28 protein-coding genes are annotated in these 24524 nt (G+C 67.6%); 9 read left to right on the plus strand and 19 right to left on the minus strand.

The features are described 5' to 3' along the window. Window positions 1-18 precede the first annotated feature (18 nt). The 4 genes from AC1DRO_RS02025 to AC1DRO_RS02040 form a co-directional block, all read right to left on the minus strand. Window positions 19-276: a type B 50S ribosomal protein L31 gene (locus AC1DRO_RS02025; protein ID WP_018772953.1), complete on the minus strand. Its 258-nt coding sequence runs from the start codon at window positions 274-276 to the stop codon at window positions 19-21. 170 nt (window positions 277-446) lie between these two features. Continuing rightward, the gene (locus tag AC1DRO_RS02030; protein WP_476949614.1) at window positions 447-1256 is read right to left on the minus strand and encodes a TrmH family RNA methyltransferase; all 810 of its coding nucleotides are present in this window, start codon (window positions 1254-1256) and stop codon (window positions 447-449) included. A gap of 33 nt (window positions 1257-1289) precedes the next feature. Beyond that, window positions 1290-2075: a sulfite exporter TauE/SafE family protein gene (locus tag AC1DRO_RS02035; RefSeq protein WP_243177666.1), complete on the minus strand. Its 786-nt coding sequence runs from the start codon at window positions 2073-2075 to the stop codon at window positions 1290-1292. 18 nt (window positions 2076-2093) lie between these two features. Continuing rightward, a complete protein-coding gene (locus tag AC1DRO_RS02040; RefSeq protein WP_026266341.1) occupies window positions 2094-2879 on the minus strand; it encodes an ABC transporter ATP-binding protein in 786 nt (261 codons plus the stop codon). A gap of 132 nt (window positions 2880-3011) precedes the next feature. Here AC1DRO_RS02040 and serB point away from each other — a divergent pair, with 132 nt between their 5' ends. Further along, window positions 3012-4019: a phosphoserine phosphatase SerB gene (gene serB / locus AC1DRO_RS02045; protein ID WP_476949615.1), complete on the plus strand. Its 1008-nt coding sequence runs from the start codon at window positions 3012-3014 to the stop codon at window positions 4017-4019. Window positions 4020-4117: 98 nt separating this feature from the next. On the opposite strand, the gene AC1DRO_RS02050 is transcribed toward serB, so the two are convergent. From AC1DRO_RS02050 to AC1DRO_RS02060, 3 genes are all read right to left on the minus strand, one after another. Beyond that, window positions 4118-4894, minus strand: a complete 777-nt coding sequence (locus AC1DRO_RS02050; RefSeq protein WP_476949616.1) for an SDR family oxidoreductase — start codon at window positions 4892-4894, stop codon at window positions 4118-4120. Between the two features lie 148 nt (window positions 4895-5042). Next, complete coding sequence (locus AC1DRO_RS02055) at window positions 5043-5462, minus strand: Hsp20/alpha crystallin family protein (protein WP_028275538.1); 420 nt, start codon at window positions 5460-5462, stop codon at window positions 5043-5045. 288 nt (window positions 5463-5750) lie between these two features. Continuing rightward, window positions 5751-6476 carry a beta-ketoacyl-ACP reductase gene (locus AC1DRO_RS02060; RefSeq protein WP_230008961.1) on the minus strand — a complete coding sequence of 242 codons (726 nt, stop codon included), beginning with the start codon at window positions 6474-6476 and terminating at the stop codon, window positions 5751-5753. A 150-nt stretch (window positions 6477-6626) separates the two neighbouring features. Between AC1DRO_RS02060 and AC1DRO_RS02065 the strand changes: the two genes are divergently transcribed. From AC1DRO_RS02065 to AC1DRO_RS02080, 4 genes are read left to right on the plus strand one after another with little or no spacing between them, the layout of a single operon-like run. Beyond that, window positions 6627-7091 carry a DUF3099 domain-containing protein gene (locus AC1DRO_RS02065; RefSeq protein ID WP_476949617.1) on the plus strand — a complete coding sequence of 155 codons (465 nt, stop codon included), beginning with the start codon at window positions 6627-6629 and terminating at the stop codon, window positions 7089-7091. Continuing rightward, window positions 7088-7381: a hypothetical protein gene (locus tag AC1DRO_RS02070; protein WP_476949618.1), complete on the plus strand. Its 294-nt coding sequence runs from the start codon at window positions 7088-7090 to the stop codon at window positions 7379-7381. Before AC1DRO_RS02065 ends, AC1DRO_RS02070 begins: the two co-directional genes overlap by 4 nt. After that, entirely contained in the window at window positions 7382-8260 is an 879-nt protein-coding gene (locus AC1DRO_RS02075; protein WP_476949619.1) for an SURF1 family cytochrome oxidase biogenesis protein, read from the plus strand. A gap of 3 nt (window positions 8261-8263) precedes the next feature. Next, window positions 8264-8743, plus strand: a complete 480-nt coding sequence (locus AC1DRO_RS02080) for a YbaK/EbsC family protein (protein ID WP_230011473.1) — start codon at window positions 8264-8266, stop codon at window positions 8741-8743. Window positions 8744-8768: 25 nt separating this feature from the next. Here AC1DRO_RS02080 and AC1DRO_RS02085 read toward each other — a convergent pair whose 3' ends face one another. Further along, the gene (locus tag AC1DRO_RS02085; RefSeq protein WP_028275532.1) at window positions 8769-10367 is read right to left on the minus strand and encodes an ABC-F family ATP-binding cassette domain-containing protein; all 1599 of its coding nucleotides are present in this window, start codon (window positions 10365-10367) and stop codon (window positions 8769-8771) included. A 315-nt stretch (window positions 10368-10682) separates the two neighbouring features. Here AC1DRO_RS02085 and AC1DRO_RS02090 point away from each other — a divergent pair, with 315 nt between their 5' ends. The 3 genes from AC1DRO_RS02090 to AC1DRO_RS02100 are packed head-to-tail and all read left to right on the plus strand — an operon-like array spanning window position 10683 to window position 12786. Beyond that, window positions 10683-11330 (plus strand): biotin transporter BioY, encoded by a 648-nt coding sequence (locus AC1DRO_RS02090; protein WP_476949620.1) that lies wholly within the window; start codon window positions 10683-10685, stop codon window positions 11328-11330. Then, complete coding sequence (locus tag AC1DRO_RS02095) at window positions 11327-12157, plus strand: energy-coupling factor ABC transporter ATP-binding protein (RefSeq protein WP_476949621.1); 831 nt, start codon at window positions 11327-11329, stop codon at window positions 12155-12157. Before AC1DRO_RS02090 ends, AC1DRO_RS02095 begins: the two co-directional genes overlap by 4 nt. After that, the gene (locus tag AC1DRO_RS02100; RefSeq protein WP_476949622.1) at window positions 12154-12786 is read left to right on the plus strand and encodes an energy-coupling factor transporter transmembrane component T family protein; all 633 of its coding nucleotides are present in this window, start codon (window positions 12154-12156) and stop codon (window positions 12784-12786) included. Before AC1DRO_RS02095 ends, AC1DRO_RS02100 begins: the two co-directional genes overlap by 4 nt. 209 nt (window positions 12787-12995) lie before the next feature. Here AC1DRO_RS02100 and AC1DRO_RS02105 read toward each other — a convergent pair whose 3' ends face one another. From AC1DRO_RS02105 to AC1DRO_RS02150, 10 genes are all read right to left on the minus strand, one after another. Then, window positions 12996-14297, minus strand: coding sequence for an MFS transporter (locus tag AC1DRO_RS02105; RefSeq protein WP_476949623.1), 1302 nt, complete (start codon window positions 14295-14297; stop codon window positions 12996-12998). After that, window positions 14294-14749: a MarR family winged helix-turn-helix transcriptional regulator gene (locus AC1DRO_RS02110; protein ID WP_028275528.1), complete on the minus strand. Its 456-nt coding sequence runs from the start codon at window positions 14747-14749 to the stop codon at window positions 14294-14296. Before AC1DRO_RS02110 ends, AC1DRO_RS02105 begins: the two co-directional genes overlap by 4 nt. A gap of 198 nt (window positions 14750-14947) precedes the next feature. Then, the gene (locus tag AC1DRO_RS02115) at window positions 14948-15937 is read right to left on the minus strand and encodes a cyclase family protein (protein ID WP_476949624.1); all 990 of its coding nucleotides are present in this window, start codon (window positions 15935-15937) and stop codon (window positions 14948-14950) included. Next, window positions 15934-16191 (minus strand): hypothetical protein, encoded by a 258-nt coding sequence (locus tag AC1DRO_RS02120; RefSeq protein WP_028275526.1) that lies wholly within the window; start codon window positions 16189-16191, stop codon window positions 15934-15936. The genes AC1DRO_RS02115 and AC1DRO_RS02120 overlap by 4 nt, the downstream gene beginning before the upstream one ends. Before the next feature lie 12 nt (window positions 16192-16203). Continuing rightward, window positions 16204-17541, minus strand: coding sequence for a TRAP transporter large permease subunit (locus tag AC1DRO_RS02125; RefSeq protein WP_476949625.1), 1338 nt, complete (start codon window positions 17539-17541; stop codon window positions 16204-16206). Between the two features lie 81 nt (window positions 17542-17622). Beyond that, entirely contained in the window at window positions 17623-18411 is a 789-nt protein-coding gene (locus AC1DRO_RS02130) for an NAD(P)-dependent oxidoreductase (protein WP_476949626.1), read from the minus strand. Between the two features lie 19 nt (window positions 18412-18430). After that, window positions 18431-19060, minus strand: a complete 630-nt coding sequence (locus AC1DRO_RS02135; RefSeq protein ID WP_476949627.1) for an RraA family protein — start codon at window positions 19058-19060, stop codon at window positions 18431-18433. Window positions 19061-19096: 36 nt separating this feature from the next. Then, on the minus strand, window positions 19097-20101 hold the full coding sequence (locus AC1DRO_RS02140) for a tripartite tricarboxylate transporter substrate binding protein (protein ID WP_476949628.1): 1005 nt from the start codon (window positions 20099-20101) through the stop codon (window positions 19097-19099). A 64-nt stretch (window positions 20102-20165) separates the two neighbouring features. Then, window positions 20166-21668, minus strand: coding sequence for a tripartite tricarboxylate transporter permease (locus AC1DRO_RS02145; RefSeq protein ID WP_476949629.1), 1503 nt, complete (start codon window positions 21666-21668; stop codon window positions 20166-20168). Between the two features lie 2 nt (window positions 21669-21670). After that, window positions 21671-22174, minus strand: coding sequence for a tripartite tricarboxylate transporter TctB family protein (locus tag AC1DRO_RS02150; RefSeq protein ID WP_476949630.1), 504 nt, complete (start codon window positions 22172-22174; stop codon window positions 21671-21673). 122 nt (window positions 22175-22296) lie between these two features. On the opposite strand from AC1DRO_RS02150, the gene AC1DRO_RS02155 reads away from it, so the two are divergent. Further along, window positions 22297-23100, plus strand: a complete 804-nt coding sequence (locus AC1DRO_RS02155) for an IclR family transcriptional regulator (RefSeq protein ID WP_476949631.1) — start codon at window positions 22297-22299, stop codon at window positions 23098-23100. Window positions 23101-23295: 195 nt separating this feature from the next. Here AC1DRO_RS02155 and AC1DRO_RS02160 read toward each other — a convergent pair whose 3' ends face one another. Next, window positions 23296-24510, minus strand: a complete 1215-nt coding sequence (locus tag AC1DRO_RS02160; protein ID WP_476949767.1) for a thiolase family protein — start codon at window positions 24508-24510, stop codon at window positions 23296-23298. Between the last annotated feature and the right edge of the window lie 14 nt (window positions 24511-24524).

Consider the following 24524-nt stretch of genomic DNA (forward strand, 5'->3'; position numbering starts at 1 on the left):
AGACCTTGGGGAAGAAAGTTACTTCTTGCCGCCGAAGCCCTTGAAGCGAGCGTTGAAGCGCTCGACGCGGCCTGCGGAGTCCATGATGCGCTGCTTGCCCGTGTAGAACGGGTGGGACTCAGAGGAGATTTCGACGTCGATGACCGGGTAGGTGTTGCCGTCTTCCCACTCGATGGTCTTCGAAGAAGACACGGTGGACTTGGTCAGGAACTTGACGCCGGAAGCCAGGTCGTTGAAAACAACAGCTTCGTACTTCGGGTGAGTATTAGACTTCATAATTGGACCTTTGTTCGCACAACTGGATTTTGCCAGTTGCCAGGTATGAATGGGATGGCCGGCGGAAAGCACCGGACGGCCAGCTATCAATGATAGCCGATCCCCGGACGGCTGACGAACAGCATTGGCGCACGTCAGCGCGGCGCGGCCGCCGCACGATGCAGGGCGCCTCAGTCCTTCGGGCGGAGCTCCCAGAACGCCACCGCCGACGCCGCGGCGACGTTGAGCGAATCGACGCCCGGGCGCATCGGGATTTTCACGGCGAGGTCGACGGCGGCCAGGGTTCCTTCGCTCATGCCCGCGCCTTCCGTCCCCAGCACCAGGGCCAGCCGCTCCGGGCGGCGCGCCGCGAGCACGTCGAGGTCCACCGCGTCCTCCGTGAGCTCCATGGCCGCCACGGTGAAGCCTTGCTCCTGCAGCGCGGCCAGGCCTTCCGCCCAGTCCTCCAGCCGGGCCCACGGCACCTGGAACACGGTGCCCATGCTGACCCGCACGCTGCGGCGGTAGAGCGGGTCCCCGCAGCGCGGCGAGACCAGCACGGCGTCCACGCCCAGGGCCGCGGCCGAGCGGAAAATGGCTCCGACGTTCGTGTGGTCCACGATGTCCTCCAGTACCGCAACCCGGCGGGCTCCGGCGAGCAGGTCAGCCAGCGGCACCGGGGCGGGCCGGTGCATGGCGGCCATGGCGCCGCGGTGCAGGTGGAAGCCGGTGATTTGCTCCAGCAGAGCCGCGGGGCCGATGTAGGCCGGCACCTCCGGGTACTGCTCAAAGACATCGGCGAGGTCCCCGGCCCACTTCTCGGCCAGGAAGAAGGACCGCGGCCGGTGCCCTGCGGCCAGAGCCCGGCGCAGGACGCGGGAGGACTCGGCGATGTACAGGCCCTCCGCGGGTTCCCTGATTTTGCGCAGGTGCACGTCCGTGAGCTGGGTGTAGTCCGCAACCCGGGGGTCGTCGGCGGATTCAAGAAGGTGAAAGGTCACGGGCAGGTCATTCCTGGGAGGCTGTTGGAAAGGCTATTTGAACAGGTTGGCGATCATGAACCCCAGCGCCACCAGGCCCAGGGTGAAGATGACCCCGCGCAGGACCGCCGGGGAGAGCCGGCGCCCCACCCTGGAGCCAATCACGCCGCCGATCAGGGAGCTCACGGCGATCAGCCCGACCACACCCCAGTCGATCCGGTCGAAGGCGAACAGGAGGTAGGAAGCTGCGGCCACCACGTTCACGCCCAGGACCAGGAAGTTCTTCATCGCGTTGGCGTTCTGGATGGTCCCGGTCATGAACACGCCCAGGATGCCGACTAACAGGATGCCCTGGGCCGCGACGAAGTAGCCGCCGTAGACGCCGGCGAGGTACACCAGGACAACGAGCAGGACACCGTGGCGGCGGTCCCGGATCGCGTGCTCGGGGTTCTCCTCGCGGTTCCTCACCCACCGTTGCAGCCGCGGCTGGAAGACCACCATCAGCAGGGCCAGCACGATCAGGACGGGGGCGGCGTAGTAGAAGACTTTCTCGGGCAGGTGCAACAGCAGATAGGCGCCGGTGACGGCACCCAGCAGCGAGGCCGGCAGGAGCCGGAGCAGCTGCTTGCCGCGGCCCTCGAGTTCTTTCCGGTAGCCCCAGGCGCCGGTGGCGTTGCCGGCCACGAGCCCCATGGCGTTGCTGATGGAGGCCGTGACGGGGGCGTAGCCCAGGGCGATCAGCACCGGGAACGTGACCAGGGTGCCGGATCCGACGACGCTGTTGATGGTGCCCGCCCACAGCCCGGCGAAGAATATGAGGGCGCTATTGAAGAGCTCCACGCGCGGTCAGCGGCCCCGTCAGCGGCTGGCGGTCGCGGTGTACCGGCCCGCGTTGACGCTGACGTCCAGCGGCAGGCCGAACGTTTCGCTGAGGTTTTCCGCCGTGAGGACCTCCGGCAGCGGGCCGGAAGCCACGACGCCGCCGTCGCGCATGAGCATCGCGTGCGTGAAGCCCGGCGGCACTTCTTCGAGGTGGTGGGTGACCAGGACGATCGCCGGGGCGGCGTCGTCGCGGGCGAGTTCGCTCAGGCGCTGGACCAGGTCCTCGCGGCCGCCGAGGTCGAGCCCCGCGGCCGGCTCGTCCAGGAGCAGGAGCTCGGGATCGGTCATGAGGGCGCGGGCAATCTGGACGCGCTTGCGCTCCCCCTCGGAAAGCGAGGCGAAGGGGCGGTTGAGCAGCGGGCCCATCCCCCACTCGTTCAGCAGCCCGAAGGCGCGCCGCTCGTCGTCCTTCTCGTAGCCCTCGCGCCAGCGGCCGGTCACGCCGTACGCGGCGGTGACCACCACGTTGAGGACCTTCTCGTGCTCGGGGATCTGGCTGGCCAGCGCAGCGGAGGACAGCCCGATCCGGGGGCGGAGCTCGAAGACGTCGACGGCGCCGAGGACTTCCTCGAGGATGCCGGCCATTCCGGAGGTCGGGTGGATGCGGGCCGCGGCCAGCTGGAGGAGTGTGGTCTTGCCGGCGCCGTTGGGGCCCAGGATCACCCAGCGTTCGCCCTCTTTGACCTGCCAGTCGACCTTGTCCAGGAGCGTCTTCGCCCCACGTACAACACTGACCCCGGCCATTTCAAGAACATCACTCATAGGAGTAGACACTAGGACAAAAAAGCGGGCGACTGATAACCGGCGCCGCGCCCTGCCGTGGAGCGTCACGCGGCGCCTGCCCGGGCGCAACGAATTCGGGCCGCCCATGGTCCGCTCGCTAGGATTGAGGCCATGAGTTCGAACGTGACCGCAGTGAGCTATGGCCTGAAACTGTCCCTTCCCGACATCCAGCGGCTGCGTTCGCTCCTGACGGCCGCCGGGCTGGGCATCGGGACGGAAACCCGGACCGGCGACGCCCGCTTCGAGGTGTACGCCGTCGACTGCGCCCTGGACAGCGTGCAGGGCGCCTCACTGGACGCCTCCCGGGACGCCTCCCGGGGCGGCGGAACGGACAGCCGCCCGGACACCGCACGGGACGGGCGGACTGCCGACGCCGCCACAGCCGCCGCGGTTGCGGAAGCCCGCCTGGACGGTGCGCGCCGTGCGCTGGCGGCCGCCGGCATCGAGGGCGTCGACACGGCGCTGGTTCCGGCAGCACTGCGCAGCGCGCCCCGGAAGTTCCTCATCATGGACGTGGACTCCACCCTCATCCAGCAGGAAGTGATCGAGCTCCTGGCCGCCTACGCCGGCCAGCGCGAGGAAGTGACGGCGGTGACCGAGGCGGCCATGCGCGGCGAGCTGGACTTCGCCCAGAGCCTGCACGCCCGGGTGGCGGTCCTCGCGGGGCTGCCCGCGGACGTCGTCGAGTTGGTCCGCGCCGAGGTCAGGCTGACCGAGGGCGCTGCCGAGCTGGTGGCGGCGTTCCAGGCCGCCGGCCATGCCGTGGCCGTCGTGTCCGGCGGCTTCAACCAGATCCTCCGGCCGATCGCCGAAGACCTTGGGCTGCACTATTGGATCGCGAACGAACTCGAAATCGTCGACGGCGCCTTGACCGGCAAGGTGCTCGGGGACGTGATCGACCGGGCGGCCAAGGAGAAGTACCTGCGCGAATGGGCTGCGGCCGAGGGCATCCCGATGGAACACACGATCGCCGTGGGTGACGGCGCGAACGACCTCGACATGCTGGGCGCCGCCGGGATCGGCATCGCCTTCAACGCGAAGCCGACCGTCCGCGCTGCCGCGGACGCCGCCGTCAACCTTCCCTATCTCGACGCCGTGCGGTACATCGCCGGAGTCTGATGCATTAACCGGGAAGGCACGTGCCGGCAATGTTTGACTAAACATTGCCGGCACGTGCCTTCTCGACGCGCCATCCCGGCGCGCGTGGCGGCCTGCGCCTAGCTGGAGCTCGTATCCGCTGCCTGGTCTGCGGTCTTACCGAAATAATCCGCACCGCCGACGTATTCGGTGTGGCCGGTTTCGACGTCGGCCGAGGCCATCTTGGCGACCTCCGCGGCAAACTCCTTGACCGAGTACAGCTTGCCGGCTTCTGCGCGGCGGGCCTCGATGGCGCCGGGGTTGGACCGGTCAAGCAGGGTGGCCGTGACGGTACCCTCGATCATGTCGCCGGAGACGACCACGAGCGTGATCCCCTTCTCGGCCAGGTTCGGGAGCAGTGCCCGGAGTGCGTCCTCGCCGGCACGCTTGCTGCGGGCCACGGGCTCGTACTCGGGCATGGTGGGCACCGTGTCGATGAAGTGGGCCTGGTGGCTGGTCACGAAGACCACGCGCGAGCCGTGGGGCATGAGCGCGACGGCGGCATTGAGCATGTTCACCTGGGCGTCGCGGTTCAGCTTCAGCGCGTAGCCCTCTTCCATGCCGGTCTCCATGCCGCCGGAGGCGTTGAGGACCAGGAGGTCGAGCGAGCCGAAGTTCTCCATCGCGGCGCTGGCGAGGGCCTGGACGCCTTCCTGGGTGGTGAGGTCCGCCCCGATGGCCGCGGCACGGCCGCCGTCGGCTTCGATCTCGGCGACAACTTTGTTGGCGCGCGGCGCCTTCTGGCGGTAGTTGACGACGACGGCCGCACCCTCGGCGGCGAGGATTTTGGCCACTTCGGCGCCGATTCCGCGCGACGAACCGGTCACGATCGCAGTCTTGTTCTCCAGCAGTCCCATACGAGCTCCTTTGTTCCAAACGTCCAAATACTGTGGGTCTGCAATCCATCATGCCAGCGGACCGCGCCATTACAGTTGTTCAGCATCCACAAAGAAGCCCCGGCGGCGTAGTTCCGTCGTCACGTGGCCTGGACGTGCCTGGGGTTGGTCAGCCCCGGTCGATCCGGATCTTCGTCGTCGCTTCACCGGTCACAACCTTGGGCGCCGGTGCGCGGACTTCCAGGACGCCGTCCTTGTACGTGGCGGTGATGTCTTCTTCCCTCACCCCCGCGGGCAGCGCAATGCTCCGGGCGGCCCGGCCGTAGCGGAACTCCGAGCGGTAACCGTCCTTGCTCTTGTGCTCGGACGACTCCCGCCGCTCCACCGCAATATTCAGCACGCCCTCGCCGACCGAGACGTCGACGTCCCGGTCCGGGTCGATCCCCGGTGCTTCCGCCCGCACCACCAGGGTGGTGCCCTCCTGGAACTGTTCGATCTTGATCCCTGGCGCTATGGACAGATCACCGTCAAGGAAGCGGCGGACCGGTTCCAGCATGTCCGAGGGCGTCCATTTGCTGAGATCACTCATGATTTCCTCCTGAGTCCACGCCCCTGCCGCGGCATGGTCAGGGGCTGTGAGCCCATTACACGCTCCAGGAGCCCCGGAGCCAAGGGCAAAAAGGCCCGGCGCGGAACCCGGCACGGAACCCGGCGCGGAAAACTGTGCGTCTCCAGCGGCCCGGTCCGGGTTGCAGCAGACAGCGGACACAAGACAAGCGGACACGAGACAAGCGGACACAGCACAGCGGACGACGGCGGAATCCGCCGTCGTCCGCTGTGCTCCGCAGGTGTCCTGCGTCGTCCTGCTGGGTAGGGGCTAGTGGCCCATTCCGAGGCCGCCGTCGACAGGAATGACCGCACCGGAAATGTAGGACGCCTCGTCGCTGGCGATCCAGCGCACGACGTTGGCGACCTCGGAGGCCTCGGCGAAGCGGCCGGCGGGAACCTTGGTCAGGTAGTCCTTCTGCGTGGCCTCGGGCAGCTCGGCCGTCATGTCGGTGTTGATGAAGCCGGGCGCGACCACATTCGCGGTGATCCCGCGCGCGCCGAGCTCGCGGGTGAGCGACCGGGCGATGCCCACCAGGCCTGCCTTGGAGGCAGAGTAGTTGATCTGGCCCGGCGCGCCGTAGAGGCCGGAGACGGAGGAAATCAGCACCACGCGGCCCTTGCGCGCCCGGATCATGCCCTTGGATGCGCGCTTGATCACCCGGAAGGCGCCCGTGAGGTTCGTGTCGATCACCGAGGTGAAGTCGTCTTCGCTCATCCGCATCAGCAGCGTGTCCTTGGTGATGCCGGCATTGGCCACAAGGACTTCCACCGGGCCGTGGGCGGCTTCGACTTCCGCGAACGCGGCGTCCACCGACGCTTCGTCCGTGACGTCCGCCTTGACGCCGAGGATGCCCTCGGGCAGCGACGATTCGCTGCGGAAGGTCACGGCCACCTTGTCGCCGTTGGCCAGGAAGGACTCGGCGATGGCCAGGCCGATCCCGCGGTTTCCGCCGGTGATCAGAACGCTGCGGCCAGTGGTGGATGTGTCAGTCATATGGGGCTCCGGGATTCTGCGGCAGGGAGGGCCGCGCTGGGGGCTGGAATTTTCCTGCCTCCGATCTTAGCGCCCGGTGCGCTTCCGTTTGGGCGGCTCCGCCGATGGTGAGAGAATCGAAGTAAGCCTTGGGAGCGTGATCTGACAGCCGTGACACTCAAAAACCGACCCGGTGCGCATGTGCCCGGGAGGCCGGACTCCGAGTCCGGCGGTACCGAGGTGCACAGCATCACCGACGCCGCTGCTGCGCACTCGGACGAGATGCACCAGCGGATGGTGAAGTATGCCATCGCCATGGGCATCCGCATGGTCTGCCTGATCCTGATTTTTGTCGTGGATGGCTGGTTCAAGCTCATTCCGATTGCCGGCGCCGTCTTCCTGCCCTGGGTGGCGGTGGTGATCGCCAACGGGAGCGACAAGGCGGAAATCCACAGTGACTCGCTCCTGGACTATGCTCCGCTCGCAGAGCTGGACGCACCGGACACCGCGGGCCCCGCCGGACAGGATCCAAACGGGCAGGATCTGAGCGACGGCGCAGACGGTTCAGGGACGCTACTGCAGGGTGAGCTGATCGAAGATGAGAACGACGACGACCACGGACGGGCAGCTTCATGAATCTCTTTGACCTGGCCGGGACCGGTGGGGACACGGCCGCGGCCCCGGGCACTGTCTGCTCGCGGAAAGCCTGCCGCGCGGCGGCGGAATGGCAGCTGCTGTGGAACAATCCCAAGATCCACACCCCGGAACGGCGCAAGATCTGGCTGGCGTGCGGGGAGCATCGCGCCTGGCTTGAGGACTACCTCCAGACGCGCGGACTGTGGAAAGAGACTGTGGTCCTCGGCGCAGCGACCGTCCCCCTCCCGGGAGTGACCGCCCCTCTCGACCCGTCAGGCAGGATCGGCTGAATGTACCGCTTTCTCTTCTCCAGTAAATGGCTGGGGTACTTGTTGCTGGCCGCGATCTTTGCTGCCGGCTGCGTTGGGCTGGGCCGGTGGCAGATGGACCGCCGCGCCGAGACCCTGGCCGAAATCAACCGGGTGGTCTCCAACTACTCGGCCACCCCCGTGCCGTTCGCCGATGTCCGGGACCAGTTCAGCCGGCTGAATGCGGAACGGGAGTGGACCCAGGTGGAACTGAAGGGCAGCTACGACGCCGCCGGACAGCGCATCGTCCGCAACCGCCCGCTCAACGGCCAACCCGGCTACGAGGTGGTGGTTCCCTTCAAGCTCCAGTCCGGCGAAACCGTGGTGATCGACCGTGGCTGGCTGCCCATCGGCAACAACACCCCGGGACGGCCCGACTCAGTGCCTGCCCCGCCGCAGGGGCCGGTGACAGTGGTTGCCCGCCTCAAGCCGGCCGAGCCCGATCTGCAGCGCGGCGCCCCTGACGGACAGCTGGCTTCGATCGACCTCTCCGCCTATTCCGCGCAGCTGGGCTATCCGCTGCTGACTGGCGCCTACGGACAGCTGGCCTCCGAGTCGCCGTCGGTGCAGGACATGCCGTTCCCGTTCCCCAAGCCGACCACTGATGAAGGCACCCACCTGTCCTACTCCCTGCAGTGGTTCGCGTTCGGCGTGCTGATGTTCGTCGGGTTCGGCTACGCGGCCAGGCAGCAGGCCCGCAACGCCGCGATCGACGCGGAGGACGCCGAAGCCGAGGCCGCCGAGGGCGTGTTCCTGCACTCCAGCGGCCCGGTGGCCCGCCGTCGTCCTGCCCCGCGGAAGCGCAAGAACGCGACGGCGGAAGAAGAGGAAGACGCCATCCTCGACGCCCAGGGGTTCTGAGCGATGAGCCCTGACGCCTTTCCCGGCCCGGTGGCCAACGTCAAGCGTGCCCTCACCGCCCTGGGCGCCCAGGACACCGTGACGGTGTTCGATGCGAAGGTGCCGACGGCGGCAGCGGCCGCCGCCGCGCTGGGCTGCGATGTCGCGGCGATCACCAACAGCCTGGTGTTCGAGCTCGAGGGCACCCCGCTGCTCATCCTGGCCAGCGGCGCGGCCAAGGTGGACGTCCGCAAGGTCGCGGACCGGCTGGGCACGGGCAAGATCCGCCGCGCCTCCCCCGAGTTCGTCCTGGCCCACACCGGCCAGGAGGTGGGCGGCGTCGCCCCGGTAGGCCACCCGGAGAAGATCCGGACCCTGCTGGATGAGTCGTTGTCGGCCCACCGCGTGCTCTGGGCGGGGGCAGGGGACCACAACTCGATGTTCTCCATCAGTTACGCGGATCTGCACCGGATCACGGGCGCGGAAGAGATGCCGGTCCGCTGATCCGGCTGCGGGTCGGTTGGGTGACTTACGCCAGCGTGATGAGGTCCAGGTAGTCTTCGTTCCAGTGGTCCTCGATGCCGTCGGGAAGCAGGACGACACGCTCCGGGTTGAGCGCCTCGACGGCGCCCTCATCGTGGCTCACGAGGACGACGGCGCCGGTGTAGTTGCTCAGGGCCCCGAGGATTTCGGCGCGGCTGGCGGGGTCCAGGTTGTTGGTGGGCTCGTCGAGGAGCAGCACGTTCGCGCTCGAGGCCACGATGGTGGCCAGCGCCAGCCGGGTCTTCTCGCCGCCGGAGAGCACACCGGCGGGCTTGTCGACGTCGTCGCCGGAGAACAGGAACGAGCCCAGGATGTTGCGGACTTCCGCGTCGTTCATGTCCGGGGCGGAGGAGCGCATGTTCTGCAGGACGCTGCGGTCCACGTCGAGCGTCTCGTGCTCCTGCGCGTAGTAGCCCACCTTCAGGCCGTGGCCCGCAACGACTTCGCCGGTGTCCGGCTTGTCGACGCCGGCCAGCATCCGCAACAGCGTGGTCTTGCCCGCGCCGTTGAGGCCCAGGATGACCACCTTGGACCCGCGGTCAATGGCAAGGTCGACATCGGTGAAGATCTCCAGCGAGCCGTAGGACTTGCTGAGGCCGTCCGCGGTGAGCGGGGTCTTGCCACAGGGCGACGGGTCCGGGAAGCGCAGGGCTGCCACCTTGTCGTGCGCGCGCACTGCCTCGAGGCCGCCGAGCAGGCGCTCGGCACGCTTGGCCATGTTCTGGGCGGCGACGGCCTTGGTGGCCTTGGCGCGCATCTTGTTGGCCTGGTCGATGAGGACCTGGGCCTTCTTCTCCGCGTTGGCCCGCTCACGCTTGCGGGCGCGCTCGTCCGTTTCGCGCTGGTTGAGGTAGCGCTTCCAGTCCATGTTGTAGAAGTCGATCTGGGCGCGGTTGGGATCGAGGAGGAAGACCTTGTTGACGGTCGCTTCGAGCAGTTCGGTGTCGTGGCTGATGACAATCAGCCCGCCCTGGTGGTTCTTGAGGAACTCACGGAGCCAGGAGATGGAATCGGCGTCGAGGTGGTTGGTGGGCTCATCGAGGAGCATGGTTTCGGCGTCCGAGTACAGGATGCGCGCAAGCTCCACGCGGCGCCGCTGTCCACCGGACAGGGTCTTGAGCGGCTGGTTCAGCAGCCGGTCCGGCAGGGCGAGGTTCGAGCAGATCGCTGCCGCCTCGGCTTCGGCGGCATAGCCGCCGGCGGCCAGGAATTCGGATTCCAGCCGGTCATAGCGGTTCATCGCCTTGCGCTGGACCGCGGGGTCCTCGCTGGCCATCTCTTCGTGCGCCAGGCGGAGCTTGCCCACGGCAATGTCCAGGCCGCGGACGGACAGGATCCGGTCCCGCGCGAGCTGCTCCATGTCCGGGGTGCGCGGATCCTGCGGCAGGTAGCCGATTTCGCCGGTGCGGGTTACCTTGCCAGCGGCGGGCAGGCCCTCGCCCGCGAGCACCCGGGTCAGCGTTGTCTTGCCTGCACCGTTACGGCCGACCAGACCGATCTTGTCTCCCTTGTCGATCCGGAAGCTCACCTGGTCCATGAGGAGGCGGGCGCCGGCGCGCAGTTCGAGATCCTGGACGGTAATCAATGCAGCTAAGGCCTTTCACAACAGGGAATGCCGCGGCACGACGGGTGGAGTCTGGACGGGGCCGGGGCAGGGCGATGCGAGAGCACGGCCTGCTCAAGTCTACCGGCACTGCCCCGGCTCCATGACATGGGCACCTATGGCAGTGGCCGGCCGCCGTCGCCATGCTGGTCCCGCCTGCTGGCGGTGTTCGTTGGCGGCGCCCTCCAGCTTCCGGGCCGCCGGTTAGTGGGGCGCCTACAAAATACAGCCCCCGCCGCGACCGTACAGTCGATATCACAATCCATATTTCCGCCGCAGCACCCCGACAGGAACATCATGACGCAAACCCACCGTCCCGCCGCAGCCAGGACCCCGCGCCGCCGGGACCGCTGGAATGCCACCGACCTTGGCCTCATCGCCGTCTTCGCCGCCCTTGTGGCCGCTTCTGCCCTGATCGCCGCCATCCCCGTCGGCGGGCTCGGCGTGCCCATCACGCTGCAGACCCTTGCCGTCATGCTCACGGGGCTGGCTCTCGGCCCGGGCCGGGCCTTCGCCGCCGTCGGACTCTACCTGCTTTTGGGCTTCGCGGGCCTGCCGATCTTCAGCGGCGGCCGCAGCGGCCTGGGCGTGCTCGCCGGCCCCTCCGCCGGCTACATCATCGGATTCCTCCTGGCCGCCACGGCCGTCGGCTGGCTGACCGTCGTCGTGCTCATGCGGACCGCCAACCGCACCGGCAAGCTGCGCGCCATCCTCCTGTTCGCCGCCGCCATGGTGAGCAGCATCATCTTCATCCACGGCCTGGGCATCCTGGGCATGATGGTCAACGCCAAGCTGGACTTCTCCAAAGCCTTCCTGGCCGATCTCGCGTTCTACCCGGGCGACATCATCAAGAACGTCCTGGCCGTCAGCATCGCGTTGGCCCTGCACAAGGCCTTCCCGGACCTGCTGCTGCGCCGCGTCCGGACGGTGGACACCCGCCCGTGAGCATCATCGTCCTGGACCGTGTTTCGGTACGGGTGCCGGTTGATGGCCGCCCCGCTCCCAAGACGCTGCTCCAGGAGCTTTCGCTCGACCTCACGGAACGGCGGATCGGGGTTATCGGGGCCAACGGCTCGGGCAAGTCCACCCTCCTGCGGCTCCTGAACGGGCTCGTGGCACCCAGCGACGGCACCGTGCGGGTCGACGGTGCCGATACGGTCCGGGCCGTCCGGGAGGTCCGCCGCCGGGTGGGCTTTGTCTTCACCGATCCGCTCTCCCAGCTCGTCATGCCCACCGGACGCGAGGATGTGGAACTGTCCCTGCGCCGCTCCATCCGTAACGCCCCTGAGCGCCGGGCGCACGCGGAGTCGGTGCTGGAGCGGTTCGGCCTCCTCCCGCTGGCGGACCAGAGCATCTACGAGCTCTCCGGCGGCGAACGCCAGCTCCTGGCGCTGGCCGCGGTCCTGGCCGTTAATCCGGAGGTGCTGGTCCTGGACGAGCCGTCCACGCTGCTGGACCTGCGCAACCGCGAACTCCTGCGGCGCACGCTCGCCGGGCTCCGCCAACAGGTGATCCTGTCCACCCACGACCTCGAGCTGGCCCTGGACATGGACCGCGTCCTGGTGGTGGACGCCGGGAAGGTGGTGTTCGACGGCAAGCCGGCGGCCGCCGTCGCCCGTTACCGCGCCCTGAGCGCGGCGGGCCTGCCAGCAGCTGACGGCGTCCCAGCCGGCGGTGGGCTCGGCGGCGTAGCCGGCGGTGGGCTCGGCGGCGTAGCCGGCGGCCGGCTGGAGCGGGCCCTGCCCGACCAGGCCCGGCGGGAGCAGGCGTGAGCGGCCACGGCTTCCTGCTGGCGGCATATGTGCCGGGCTCGTCCCTGGTACATCGTGCGCCGCTGTGGCTGAAGTTCCTGCTGGTCGTGGGGTGCGGAATGACGTCGTTCCTGATCGCGGACTGGGCCGTGTCGGCCGCCATGTTGGTGCTGCTCTGCGGACTCTTCCTGCTCAGCGGGGCCGGCCCGGCCCGGCTGTTCCGCGCGGTGCGTCCGGTTCTTCCGGTACTCGTGGCGATCGGGCTTTTCCAGTGGTGGCAGCTGGGCGCACCGACCGCCGCCCGGATCGTGCTCAACGTCCTGGTCTGCGTCGTCGCTGCGTCCATCCTGACCGCCACCACTCCTGTGCAGGCACTGCTCGACGGCGTGGCGTCGCTTGCCCGGCCGTTCCGGCGCTTCGGTGCGGACCCGGAACGCTTCGCCCTGACCATCGCCATCATGCTCCGCAGCATCCCGTTCGTTGCCGGGGCCTACACGGACGTGCGCGACTCGGCCCGGGCCCGCGGACTCGAACGCAACCCGCGGGCCCTGGTGTTGCCCGTCTTCATCGGCACGGTGGCCTTCGCCCGGCAGACCGGCGAAGCCCTCGCCGCCCGTGGGCTGGGCGAGCCGGAGGACCCGGAGGATTAGCCCGGGATGGCCGGGCCGGGCTCCCCTGTTCAGCTGGTCAATGGACATGCCCTCCCCAAGCCGCGGCCAGTGGACATATGGCCCCTATGCCCACACGTGGTGCCCAAGAATGGACATGTCCCGCTTAGGTGGCCCGCGGAGTGGCCGCCCGCAGGTTCGGAAAATGGACATGCCTCCCCTGGCAGTCCGCAGGCCAGCAATTGGCCGCTTCAGACGCCCCCGATTTGGCGGGCGGCCTCGCGGCGCCTTGTCCTCCCGTAGCCTGGGCGCTTCCTGACGGACACAGTCCGCAGTTGTTCCCGCAGCGTCAAAGTGCTGCTCCGGCTGACCACGATCACCGAGCACAAGCCGGTGAGCAGCACGATGGAGCCGCCGGCGGCCACCGACCAGCGCGCGCCGAATTCAGTGCCGATCCACCCCATGAGGGGCGCCCCGACGGCGGTCCCGCCCTGCAGGACCGCCAGATACAGCGCCAGCACACGCCCCCGGAACTGCGGTTCCACCGAGAGCTGGATACTTGTATTGCAGCTGTTCAGGAAGGTCATTGATGCAAGGCCAACCGGAACCAGGACGGCTGCGTAGAGCCAAAACGAAGGGGTCACGCTGCCCACTAGCGTGAAGAACCCCAGGCCAAGGGCGCCGCCGAGCAGGAAGCGCAGCCGCGGCCCGGACCTGCGGGCTGCCAGCAACGCGCCAGCCAAAGTCCCCACAGCCATGATGGAGCCCAGGAGCCCGAACTCCCCCGGCCCCATCCCGAATTCCGCGGTGGACATCAATGCGTTGGTGATGGCGAAATTCATGCCGAATGCTCCCAGGATCCCGACCATGACGAGAATGAGCACCAGATCCGGGCGCCGCCTTACGTACCCCAAGCCCTCCGCGACCGGATGCTTGCCATTGCCTGCCGGCACCGCCGCGAACAACCCGGACGGACGTATGCGCCACAGGGAGACGATGACCGCGGCGAAGCTGGCTGCGTTGAGCAGGAAAACGGGTCCCGTGCCCACCCAGGCAATGAGCACACCGGCAATGGCGGGTCCAGTGAGCCGGGCGGTGTTGAAGGAGGCGGAGTTGAGCGCCACGGCATTTGAAATGTTGTTCTGCCCCACAAGTTCGGAGACGAAGGCCTGGCGCGCAGGCCCGTCTATGGCGCTGGCCACCCCAAGGCAGAGGGCCGCCACATATACCTGCCACAACTGCGCCGAACCGGTCAGGACCAGGAGCCCGACCAGCAGTCCGCACAGGCCCATGGCCGTCTGCGTCCACTTGAGGATCGCGAGCTTGCGGTACCTGTCCGCAAGCACGCCCGCGTACGGGCCAAGGAGCAGCATCGGAAGGAACTGCAGTCCCGTTGTGATGCCGACGGCGGTACCGGAATGGTCGGTCAATACTGTCAGTACCAGCCAGTCCTGCGCCACCCTCTGCATCCATGTGCCGATGTTGGATACCAGGGCCCCGCCCGCCCACATCCGGTAGTTGCGGTTCCCCAGGGCCCGGAACATGACACTCATCTGGCGCTCAACTCCTGCATGATGCGGGCGGCGCGGCTCAGCGTCAGACGGTCCTCGTCACTCAGAGTCGCGACGCGCTGCGCCAGCCACGCTGTCCGCTGGCTGCGGGCCTCATTCAGGACGGCCTCACCGGCCGGAGTAATCCAGACGAGCACCTGACGGCCGTCCTCGGGATGGGCTGACCGCGACACGAAGCCCTGATCGGTCAGCGCGTTGACTATCCGGGTCATCGACGGCGCCTGAACATGCTCCCGTTCGGCCAGCTCGCGAAGGGTTTGGGAGCCGCTGCGAAGATGTGCCAGGACTGTGTACTGCCCCGGCGTAAGAACATCACCGCTTGCCTCGATGCGGAGCCGGCGGGACGTGCGCATAACGGCGGTCCGAAGCTCGATCGCCAAAATGTCCGGCCGGATGCTGTCTCCTGCGTGACGGGAATCGCGGGTGGTGGTCATGGCGCCTCCAAGACCTGCACGGCAGCAATAGTTAGCTGCGCTAATTAGCATTGCTAACTACTATTCTACCGTTCCATCCACGAAATTGCATGGCCGCTGTCGGGGCAGGCCCAAGGCCGCCCTGACGGCTCGTTCGCTCGTGGTTCAGTGTGCGGCGGGCAGGCCCGGTGCTGCGCCGGCCCGCACCGTCGCGCTGGGTCACGTCACTGCCGTGGCGTTCGCAGGTGACCCGGTGCCGCCGGTGATGTTCAGCGGTTTGATGCTGACGAAGGCGTCCCAGGTTCCGGCCTTCTTCATGTGTCGGCTGAGGGGTCCCAGCTTCCAGAGTTCGCCGAGCGGCATGCCGAGTTTGGCCAGGAGCTGTTGGTGCATCATGCCGTGGTCGTTGGGCGCCGATTGCAGAAAGGGGCTTTCGGGAATGACGGGCAGGCATTCGAGGGCGAAGTTGTCGGCGGCAATCAGCGCGAGGCGGTGGTCCCATGCCCAGGCGACGAATTCCTGTGATTGGGCGATGCCGGTGGCGCGGCGGCTCTCCCGGGTCTGATGCTTGTCCGCCATGGCCAGGGCCAGGAACCATTCACACCATCCGGTGTGGAGCATGAGGATGTCGCCGGGCTGGATGGTGAGGGATTGGGCCTGGATGGCTGCCTGGATCAGGTCAAGCCCGAGGGGCTCACCTGCTGTGTGGTCAATGGGAGTGCCTTCGCCGGTGCAGTAGCCATCGAGGTCGACGAGCACTCCCCTGCCGACGATGGGTTTGTCAGCCCATTCCTGGATGCCGAGGTCCGGGGTGCCTTCCGTAATCCGGTCATCGGGGGTGCCGTTGTAGAAGCCGATGTCGTCTGCCCGGCGGTGCCGGAGCCCGTCGACCTGCGTGGATCCCTGGAGGTAATACCCGTCCAGGTAGTCGTCCCGGTGGGCCGGGTGGGAGGAGTAGATGGTGTGACGAGGGGCGCTGCGCTTGAGTGACATTCCGGGATCGAAGGCATCGGCCGGGTAGTCCAGGCCGAAGACCACGCCGGTCCTGATGCAGTTCCTGGCCTCCAGGGTGGTGTCCTGCGTGATGAAGGACGGCGTTCCGCGGTCAGGTTGGGGAAACAGCCCCCACGACGTCCCGGATAGCGCGCCCTCCCGTTCGAGAAGTTCGGTAAAGGACGGGTAGGTTCCGGATTCCCTGGTGTCGGTCATCGCGTCGCTGCCTTCTGGGGAGTCTGTTCTTTGTTCTCGTAGCGCTTGTAGTTGAGGAAGAACCCGGCGATCGCACAGATCGATGCCGCAAGGCACATCGGGGGCTTGACGGATTCGTTGAAGAATACGAGCCATTCGCTCTGGCCGGCGGCAAGGGCGATGGCCTGGCCCGTCACGAACAGGACTCCGCCGGCGAGGAGGGCGGCGAGGCTCAGGACGAAGATGACTTCGATGGCTCGTCTGATCTTGTGCATGTCGCGGTTCCTTTAGATCGGCAGAATGCCGAGGATGATGAGCACGCCGATGCCCAGCAGGGGCAGGGCGTAGTGGGTGAGCAGTCGGGCGAAGGTTTTGATCGGGTCCACGTCCGCGATGCCGCAGGCGACATACAGGGGCGCGCCTCCGGGGGGAACGGCGGCTTCGCAGGATGAGAAGACGAGCACGGCGACTGCGGCGGTGGTCGCCGGAACACCGGCGCTAACGAGTGTGGCGACACCGACGGTTCCGACGGCGGCCATGGTGGCCGTGGCGGAGAGGGGCGCGGCGACGGCGATGACGATCAGCCCGATGAGGATGGCGAGGAGCCACAGGGGCAGGTTCATCCGGTTGAGCAGTGCCGTCATTTGCTGGGGCAGGCCGGTGGCGGCGAGGGCGTTGGCGCCGGCGAAGGCAAAGACGACAGTGATGCCGACGATCCCGAACCTCGGGGCGGACTCCTGCAGCAGGGTCCACCAGCCCCGGCCGCTGCGTGGGAGGTTTTTTCGGCCGAGGACGGCGCCGGTGATGATCAGGACCACCGGGATCCAGACGATGACGCTCAGGGACTTGGTGATGTCTCCGCCGGTCCAGTCCGACAGCGCGGTGGCGATGAAGGCGGAGGTGATGATCAGTGGGATGGCCACCACGACGAACAAAAGCAGGGTGGCCCAGCCGCGGCCGAACGCCGCCCGGACCGGCAACCGGTGCGCGGCATCCAAGGGTGTCATCCCGCTCATGCGGATCAGCAGCCAGGTGACGATCAGCCGGTGCAGGAAGCACCACAGCCCGCCGATGAACAGCGGAAGCACGAGTTCATTGACGTTCAGCAGGGGCCCGACTGTGGCGGAGCCGACCAGGACGAACATCGAGGCGCTGAACGGGAAAGTGATGCCCATTCCGGCGTTTCCCGCCACGAGGGTCGCGGCCGCGGGCTTGTCGAGCCGGGACTTTTCCATCCACGGGATGGTCACGGAACCCACGGTCGCGGCGATCGCCGCCTGGTTGTGGACCACCCCGCCGAGGCCTGCCGACGCCACGGTGGACACCCAGGCGGGGCCTCCCCTGGTACCGCCGATCAGTGAGTTCAACAGGTCGATGAGCCGGTCCAGCACTCCGGTCTTGTCCAGCAGGTACCCCATGAAGACGAACGCCATGGTGGCGTAGACGATTTCATCAGTCACCGCCGTGTAAAGGGAGGACCAGCCGATCTGCGCCGCTGTGACCCCCGTGAAAGGCAGGACGACCAGGAATCCGAGGATCATGGCCTCTCCAACGCTGCGCTTGAGAAGGGTCGTCCACAGCAGGATGACGGCCAGATAGGCTGCCAGGGCCCAGATGCCGATCATGCTGCTGCTCCTGACGGGGTAGTGCTGGTTTGCGGATGGTTCATCATTGATTCCTGTAAACGATTCTGCCTGAGGTCGGGGTCAGCGCAAGGCCGGCGCCGGCTGTGCTGATTCCTCGGCGATGCGCGTAAGTGCCGCAGCGGAGGCTGTAGTCATTTCGGCGGGGACTCCGAGGTCGGTGAGGTAGCCGGCAGTGTCCTGCATCTCCTTGGAACGGCGCAGGGCGTGCTTGGCTGTGCCGGTGAGGAACCTGTCGATGACTGCCTGGCCGTCCCCCGCCAGCTGCCTGGCGATCTGACTCCGGATCCAATCTTCCAGTCCCGCGGCCCGTCCCGCCGTGACGGCTTCGACCACCACGGAGGCCAGGCCTTTCATCAAGACGCTGCGGAGCAGTTTGTGGGCCATCGCGGCCCCGGGCTCGCCGTCGGCGATTTCGATCTCGGCACCGAGCGGCGCCAGGAGATCGGCAACGGCCCGGGACCCCGGGCCACTGACCATCAGCGGGGTCTTCTCGCCCAGCGCGGCTACGGGCCCAAGGATGGCGACGTCAACGAAGAGTGCCGGACTGGGCAACTGCCCAAGTTCCCGCATGACGTGCGGTGAGGACGAGGTGAAGTCGGCATAGCAGCTGCCCTCCGGCAAAACGGGCAGGCATTCCTGGGCCACACTGCGGGCTGCGGCCGCTCCGGTGAGGACCAGGACAACGTCTGCGCCAAGGCACGCCTCGGCCGCGGTTGCTGCCCTGGTGACGCCGGCCGGGGTGGATGGTGCGACGGGATCAAATCCTGTGACGCTGTGGCCTGCCGCAATGAGTGCAGTCGCGTAGGTGGCTCCGGCTTCGCCGAGGCCGATGATGGTGCACGCGGTCATAGTTTTCTGTCTTTTCTGTCTAGTGGCGGTCGGCGATGATCGCGGCGCGGCGGCTGGTTTCGTCAGCGAAGACGGCTTCGGCGGCTTCCGCCACGGCCGCCGCCTGTTCCCGGGGTATGACGACGACGCCGTCGGAATCGCCGATGATGACATCACCTGGGAGTACTGGGACCCCGCCGAAGGAAATCGGGGTGCCGAGACGGGAGGGTCCGTTCTTATATGGTCCGGCCGGGGTGATGGCGCGGGCGAAGACGGGCATGCCGATCTCGCGGAGGGCTTCGGCGTCGCGGGCGGCGCCGTCCAGGGCGAACCCGGCGAGGCCGAGGTTGATGGCGCGTTCGCCGATGAGTTCGCCCAGCAGTGCCCGGGATTCGTCTCCGCCGCCGGCGACGACGATCACGTCCCCGGGGCGGGCGTGCTGCAGGGCGCGGTGGATTCCCTGGTTGTCCCCGGGGCGTGTCCAGACGGTGAAGGCCGGTCCGGCGAGGCGGGCGCCGGGCCAGATGGCCTGGATGGCTGAGTCCGCGATGCCGAGGCGGTCCATGGCGTCGCCGATGTTGGCGGCGGGCAGTTCGGCGAGGCGGCCGATCAGGTCGCGGTCGGGGCGGACGAAGTCGGCGTCGATGTCCTCAAGGACAGGAGTTGTCATGGTGGATTCTTCCGTGGTTGGCGGCTGGTGGGAGGGCTAGTCTTTTTTCTGGACCAGGGGGAGGACCTTCTTGAAGTCCTCTTCCTGTCCGGCCCAGAACTTCTCGTAGTCGGTGCCGGAGAGGTAGCTGGTCTGCAGGCCGAGGGCGCTCATCTTTTCCTTGACGGCAGGATCCTCGATGGCCTTCTGCAGGGCGGCTTCGAGCTTCTTGGCGACGGCCTCAGGCAGGCCGGCCGGGGCGGAGTAGCCGCGGACGGTGCCGGCTTCCACTTCGTAGCCGGATTCCTTGAAGGTGGGAACGTCCGGCAGCGAGGGTGAGCGTTCGGCGGTCATGATGCCCAGGACGCGGGCCTTGCCCTGTTTGGTCAGGTCGGTTACGTCGCTGACGTTGGCGACGAGGACGTCGACGTGCTTGCCAAGGAATGCGGTGGTGGCCTGGGATGCGCCTTCGGAGAAGTGCACCGGGGCGAACTCGGAGCCGGTGGCCTCCTGGATCTGGGCCAGCGCGAAGTGTTCGCCGGTCTGCAGGCCGGTGGTGCTCGCGGTCATGGACTTCGGGTTGGCTTTAACCGCGTCGAGGAGGTCCTTCAAGGTCTTGTAGGGGCTGTCGGGCTGGACGGCAATGACGGCGGGGTCGATGACCTGCCGGCCGAGGGGCTGGAAGCTGGCGCGGGTGTATTTGGCGCCGCGGCTGGGATCCAGTGGTGAAACCACGACGGAGGGGGAGCCGGTTGCACCGATGGTGTAGCCGTCGGGCTTGGCGCTGGTCAGTGCGGTGTAGCCGATCTGTCCGCCGGCGCCGGGCTTGTTGATGACCTCGACGTTGGTGCCGAGTTCCTTTTCCAGGATCGGCTGAACGAGGCGGGCTGCGGTGTCCACGGCTCCGCCGGAGCCGAAGGCCACGATGAGGTCGATGGACTTGCCCTTCTTCGGAAAGTCGTCCCCGGAGGCGGCGTTGTTGGCGCTGGCGTTGGCGCCGCAGCCGGTGAGGGCGATAAGGGCTGCTGCTGCGAGGGCTGCGGTGATTTTCTTGGGTGACAAGGGTCTTCTCCTTTGAAGAAATGCATTGGTGGCTGGTGGGTAGTCGGACGGTGGATTAGGAGGGTCAGGCTTCGGGGTCCTCGGTGAGGGCCTTGGGTTTGCGGAACTTGAGCAGCGGACTGCAGATGATCAGCACGCCAAGGCCGATCAGCACCGCGGAGATGGGGCGGCTGGTGAAGACGCTGAAGTCACCCTGGGAGATTTCCAGGGATTCGCGGAGTGACCGTTCCATCAGCGGGCCGAGCACCAGGGTGAGGACCATCGGTGCCAGCGGGATGTCCAGGTTCCTCAGGGCAAGGCCCAGGAGGCCGAAGCCGATCATCACGAACACGTCGAAGACGCTGAAGTTGATGGTGTAGGCGCCGATGACCATGAAGAGCAGGATCAGGGCGGTCAGAATCGGCGTGGGGACGCGCAGGATGGAGGTCCAGAGACCGACCAGCGGTACGTTGAGCAACAGCAGCAGCACGTTGCCGATGAAGAGGCTGGCGATGATGGCCCAGGCGATCTCGGAGTGATCGGTGAACAGGGCGGGCCCGGGCGTCAGGCCCTGCTGGAGGAACGCGCCCATCAGCACGGCGATGGTCGGGGATGCGGGGATGCCGAGGGTGAAAAGCGGGATCAGGGCGGCATTGGCGTGGGCGTTGTTGGCCGTTTCGGGACCGGCGACGCCTTCGACTGCGCCCTTGCCGAGCTGGTGGCGGAAGCGGGAGAACTTCTTTTCCGCGGCGTAGGACAGCAGGGATGAGACTGATCCGGTCATGCCGGGAATGAGGCCGAGTCCGAAGCCGACGCCGGTGCCCCGGGCCATGGCGGGGGCACTGCGGCGCCATTCCGTCCGGGTCGGGAGCAGTGAGCGCATGCCGGGGGCATGAACCAAGGGAGTCTCGGCGCCCTTGCGGTAGGAGAGGATTTCGGAGAGCCCGAAGACGCCGACGATGACGGCGACGAAACTGACGCCGTCCAGGAGCCGGTCCATCCCGAAGGTGAAGCGCGGGGCGCCGGCGACCGGGTCGATGCCGACCATGGAGATCAGCAGGCCCAGGGCGCCGGAGATGATGGCCTTGATCATGGACTTGCCGGCCAGGGCAACCAGCAGGGAGATCCCGACGACCATGAGCGCGAAGAACTCCGGCGGCCCGACGAGCAGGCCCAGTTCGCCCAAGGGTTTGGCGGCGGCGACCAGGCCGATCGTGGCGATGGTTCCGCCGACGAAGGATCCCACGGCGGCCAGGGTCAGCGCCGCACCGGCCCTGCCGAGTTTGGTCATCGCGTAGCCGTCGATGGTGGTGATCGCCGACGACGCCTCACCCGGAGTGTTCAAAAGGACGCTGGTGATGGTTCCGCCGTACTGGGTGCCGTAGAAAATGGCACACAGCATGATGATCGAACCGGTGGGGTCCAGGTTCAACGTGAGCGGGATGAGCAGGGCTACACCGGCCACCGGGCCAACTCCGGGAAGGACCCCAATGATGGTGCCCAGCAGGCAGCCCAGGAAGGCGAAGATCAGATTTTGCCAGGTCAGGGCGGCTGCGAAGCCGCCGAGCAGTTCGTTGAGTGTGTCCACGTCTAGAGTCCGATCAGGTTCAGCGGAGCGAATGCCGAGACGGGGAGTGCGACGTTCAACCCGTAGTTGAAGGCATAGAACGCACCGACGCTTCCGGCAAGGGCGATGATCAGCGAGGACACCCAGGTCCGGCGGCCCCGCAGTTTCAGGTGATAGAGCAGGAACAGGAACATGCTCAGCTGAAAGCCCAGCAAATCCATGACGGACGCCAGGAGCACAAGGCTGACCACGACCGCGATCACCAGACCCCTGTCGATCCCCTCGGCCCTCTCGCTCGGCCGGCGCAGCTCCTGGACCAGCCAGAGCGCCGACATCGCGACCAGGACCCCTCCCATGGCGAACGGGAACAGGCCGGGACCTGGCCCCAACGACGTCCACAGGCCGAGGCCGACCGAACTGGCCAGAACATAGACGCCGACGGCGGTGAACGTGCCGATGCCTGCAAGCACCGACGGAGCGACGCGGATGGCGCGCTCGGGTTTAGTCAGTAGTGACTCCGTTGTCATCGTTTTCCTTCTTACGTTTCGCAATGCTTCATTTCATAGAATGAAAGAATCTTTCGTCTGAAGAAATAGTGACAGGAGACACAAATGCTGTCAAGCGCAGTGCAGTTACATAGAATGAAACAATGACAGTGACTTCGACTCATTCGGCCGGCTCCGCTGATGAGGGCGGCCCCAAGGCCGGGAACATGCGCTCCCTGTCCAGGTCGATGGAGGTTTTCGCCGAACTCCAGCGTGCGGAGCGGCCCCAGCGCCTCAGTGACCTGGCCAGGACCTGCGGCATGAGCCTGCCGACGACGTTGCGGATCCTGCGGGTCCTTCAGGATTTCGGCATGGTCAGCCAGACGGACAAGTCCTACCGGATCGGCCCCGCGGTCCTGCCCGCGGCCCGGAGCTACCTGGAGAACGACCCCCTCGTGGTTGCCGCGCGGCCGATCCTCCAACAGGTGGCCTCCCAGACGGGACTCACGGCCTCGCTGTACACCAGGCTCGGCTTTGAAAGGATCCTCGTCGCACGTGTCGACGGCGACTCGCCCCTCCGCTACGACCTGCCGCTGGGTAAGCGGCTCCCCCTCACCGTCGGAGCGGCCGGGAAGATCCTGCTGGCCACCGTTACCGATGCGGAGCTCGGGCAAGTGGTAGCCGCGGCCGTCGCATCCGGCCATGAGGAGAGTACGTTTACCGCCGACGAGCTCCGCGCACGCCTGCCCGAACCCGGCGTCGATTACGCGTATTCGGCCGATGAGCGTGCCACCGGCGTGCTGTCCGTCGCCGTCGCTGTGCCGAACGGAACCCGACGCCCCAGTGAGTCCATGGCACTAACCAGCCCCGTTGAGTCAGCCACCGAAGCCGGCCTCGAGGCCGGCGTTCCTGAACTCCGGCGCGCCGCCAGCCGACTCTCAGAACTCTTGGAAGGTTCCGTCTACTAGGCACGGCTTCACCGCCGCCACGCCGCGGCCGTGCCCGCTCCTCGTGCCCAAAAATGGGCATGACCCTTCCCCGAGGCCACGGCAGAGCATGCCCGCACCGGGCACGGGGGCATGCCCTCCCCTGCCCGCCGCCAGTGGACATGTAGCCCATATGTCCACCCTGCGCGGTGAAGAATGGGCATGTCCGCCGAGGGGCTAGTCGAGGCGCGCGTACCCCAGCAGCGCGGCCGTGCCCATGCCGCCTGCGATGCTGATCATCGCCAGGGCAAGCTGCCCCGGCTCCGGGGACCTGCGGGCCTGTGCGCGCAGCCGGGTGACCAGTACCGCGCCCGAGGCTCCATAGGCGTGACCGAGGGCCAGGGCGCCGCCGTCGAGGTTGGCCCGTTCCGGGTCGATTCCCAGCTGGTCAAAGCACGCGAGCGTCTGGGCCGCGAAGGCCTCGTTGAATTCCACCAGGCCCACGTCCGCGGCACTCAGTCCGTGCGCCGCCAGGAGCCGTTCGGCCGCCGCGGCCGCGCCGATGCCCAGCAGCTGCGGCGCCACTCCGGCAGTGTCGGTTCCCAGGACCAGCAGCCCGTCGGCGGCGCCCAGCTGCCGGGCCCGCTCCATGGACGTGACAACGACGGCGGCGGCACCGTCGGCGTCGAAGCAGGAGTTACCGGCCGTGACCGTGCCGCCGCTGGCAAAAACGGGCGGGAAACGGGCCATCAGGGCCGGGCCAAGACTCGGCCGCGGCCCGTCGTCGACTGCCGCGGACGCGCCGGAGCCGGCGGCGAGGGGCACGATTTCGGCGTCGAACGTCCCGGCGGCCGCGGCTGCCAGGGCGCGTTGGTGGCTGCGGAGCGCGAAAGCGTCCTGGCGTTCCCGGCTGATGCCGAAGCGGGCGGCGACGTTCTCGGCCGCCACCCCCATGTCGGGATCGCCGAAGCTGAGCGGCGCGAACTGGGCCCGGCTGTAAAAGTCGGGGCTGCCGTCGTCGTTGCGGTGGGCGCGGAGCGGAGCCGTGCTGATGCTCTCGACGCCGCCCGCGAGGTACAGGCCGCCGCCGCCCGCCGCGACCAGCCGGGAGGCCAGGACGATCGCGTCCAGACCGGAGCCGCATTGCCGGTCCACGGTGACGCCGGGGACGGTGACCGGCAGGCCTGCCTCCAGCGCGGCGAGCCGGGCCACGTTTCCGCCGCCGCCCACGGCGTTGCCGATCACGACGTCGGTCACGGATTCCCCGGTGCCGTCGCCGGCATCGGCGAGCAGGCTGCGGAGCACCGGGGCCAGGAGTTCGTGGGCGCGGAGCCTCTTCAGTGCCCCGTTGGCGCGGCACAGCGGCGTCCGGCGCGCGGCGATGATCACCGGCTGCCTGTCCTCAGGCAGCAGTCCCGGGAAAGACAGCCCGGGGAACGACGTTGCGCGGATCGGCCGCCCGGGTG

The organism is Arthrobacter sp. P4_F11 (genome assembly GCF_056401395.1).

What these genes read in the sequence shown, in the direction of transcription:
- AC1DRO_RS02090 (WP_476949620.1), top strand. Translation starts at nt 10,683, where the DNA reads ATGACGCAAACCCACCGTCCCGCCGCAGCCAGGACCCCGCGCCGCCGG.
- AC1DRO_RS02055 (WP_028275538.1), bottom strand. Translation starts at nt 5,462, where the DNA reads ATGAGTGATCTCAGCAAATGGACGCCCTCGGACATGCTGGAACCGGTC.
- AC1DRO_RS02125 (WP_476949625.1), bottom strand. Translation starts at nt 17,541, where the DNA reads ATGATCGGCATCTGGGCCCTGGCAGCCTATCTGGCCGTCATCCTGCTG.
- AC1DRO_RS02105 (WP_476949623.1), bottom strand. Translation starts at nt 14,297, where the DNA reads ATGAGTGTCATGTTCCGGGCCCTGGGGAACCGCAACTACCGGATGTGG.
- AC1DRO_RS02155 (WP_476949631.1), top strand. Translation starts at nt 22,297, where the DNA reads ATGACAGTGACTTCGACTCATTCGGCCGGCTCCGCTGATGAGGGCGGC.
- AC1DRO_RS02130 (WP_476949626.1), bottom strand. Translation starts at nt 18,411, where the DNA reads ATGACCGCGTGCACCATCATCGGCCTCGGCGAAGCCGGAGCCACCTAC.
- AC1DRO_RS02120 (WP_028275526.1), bottom strand. Translation starts at nt 16,191, where the DNA reads ATGCACAAGATCAGACGAGCCATCGAAGTCATCTTCGTCCTGAGCCTC.
- serB (WP_476949615.1), top strand. Translation starts at nt 3,012, where the DNA reads ATGAGTTCGAACGTGACCGCAGTGAGCTATGGCCTGAAACTGTCCCTT.
- AC1DRO_RS02110 (WP_028275528.1), bottom strand. Translation starts at nt 14,749, where the DNA reads ATGACCACCACCCGCGATTCCCGTCACGCAGGAGACAGCATCCGGCCG.
- AC1DRO_RS02050 (WP_476949616.1), bottom strand. Translation starts at nt 4,894, where the DNA reads ATGGGACTGCTGGAGAACAAGACTGCGATCGTGACCGGTTCGTCGCGC.
- AC1DRO_RS02075 (WP_476949619.1), top strand. Translation starts at nt 7,382, where the DNA reads ATGTACCGCTTTCTCTTCTCCAGTAAATGGCTGGGGTACTTGTTGCTG.
- AC1DRO_RS02070 (WP_476949618.1), top strand. Translation starts at nt 7,088, where the DNA reads ATGAATCTCTTTGACCTGGCCGGGACCGGTGGGGACACGGCCGCGGCC.
- AC1DRO_RS02060 (WP_230008961.1), bottom strand. Translation starts at nt 6,476, where the DNA reads ATGACTGACACATCCACCACTGGCCGCAGCGTTCTGATCACCGGCGGA.
- AC1DRO_RS02080 (WP_230011473.1), top strand. Translation starts at nt 8,264, where the DNA reads ATGAGCCCTGACGCCTTTCCCGGCCCGGTGGCCAACGTCAAGCGTGCC.
- AC1DRO_RS02115 (WP_476949624.1), bottom strand. Translation starts at nt 15,937, where the DNA reads ATGACCGACACCAGGGAATCCGGAACCTACCCGTCCTTTACCGAACTT.
- AC1DRO_RS02040 (WP_026266341.1), bottom strand. Translation starts at nt 2,879, where the DNA reads ATGAGTGATGTTCTTGAAATGGCCGGGGTCAGTGTTGTACGTGGGGCG.
- AC1DRO_RS02150 (WP_476949630.1), bottom strand. Translation starts at nt 22,174, where the DNA reads ATGACAACGGAGTCACTACTGACTAAACCCGAGCGCGCCATCCGCGTC.
- AC1DRO_RS02135 (WP_476949627.1), bottom strand. Translation starts at nt 19,060, where the DNA reads ATGACAACTCCTGTCCTTGAGGACATCGACGCCGACTTCGTCCGCCCC.
- AC1DRO_RS02025 (WP_018772953.1), bottom strand. Translation starts at nt 276, where the DNA reads ATGAAGTCTAATACTCACCCGAAGTACGAAGCTGTTGTTTTCAACGAC.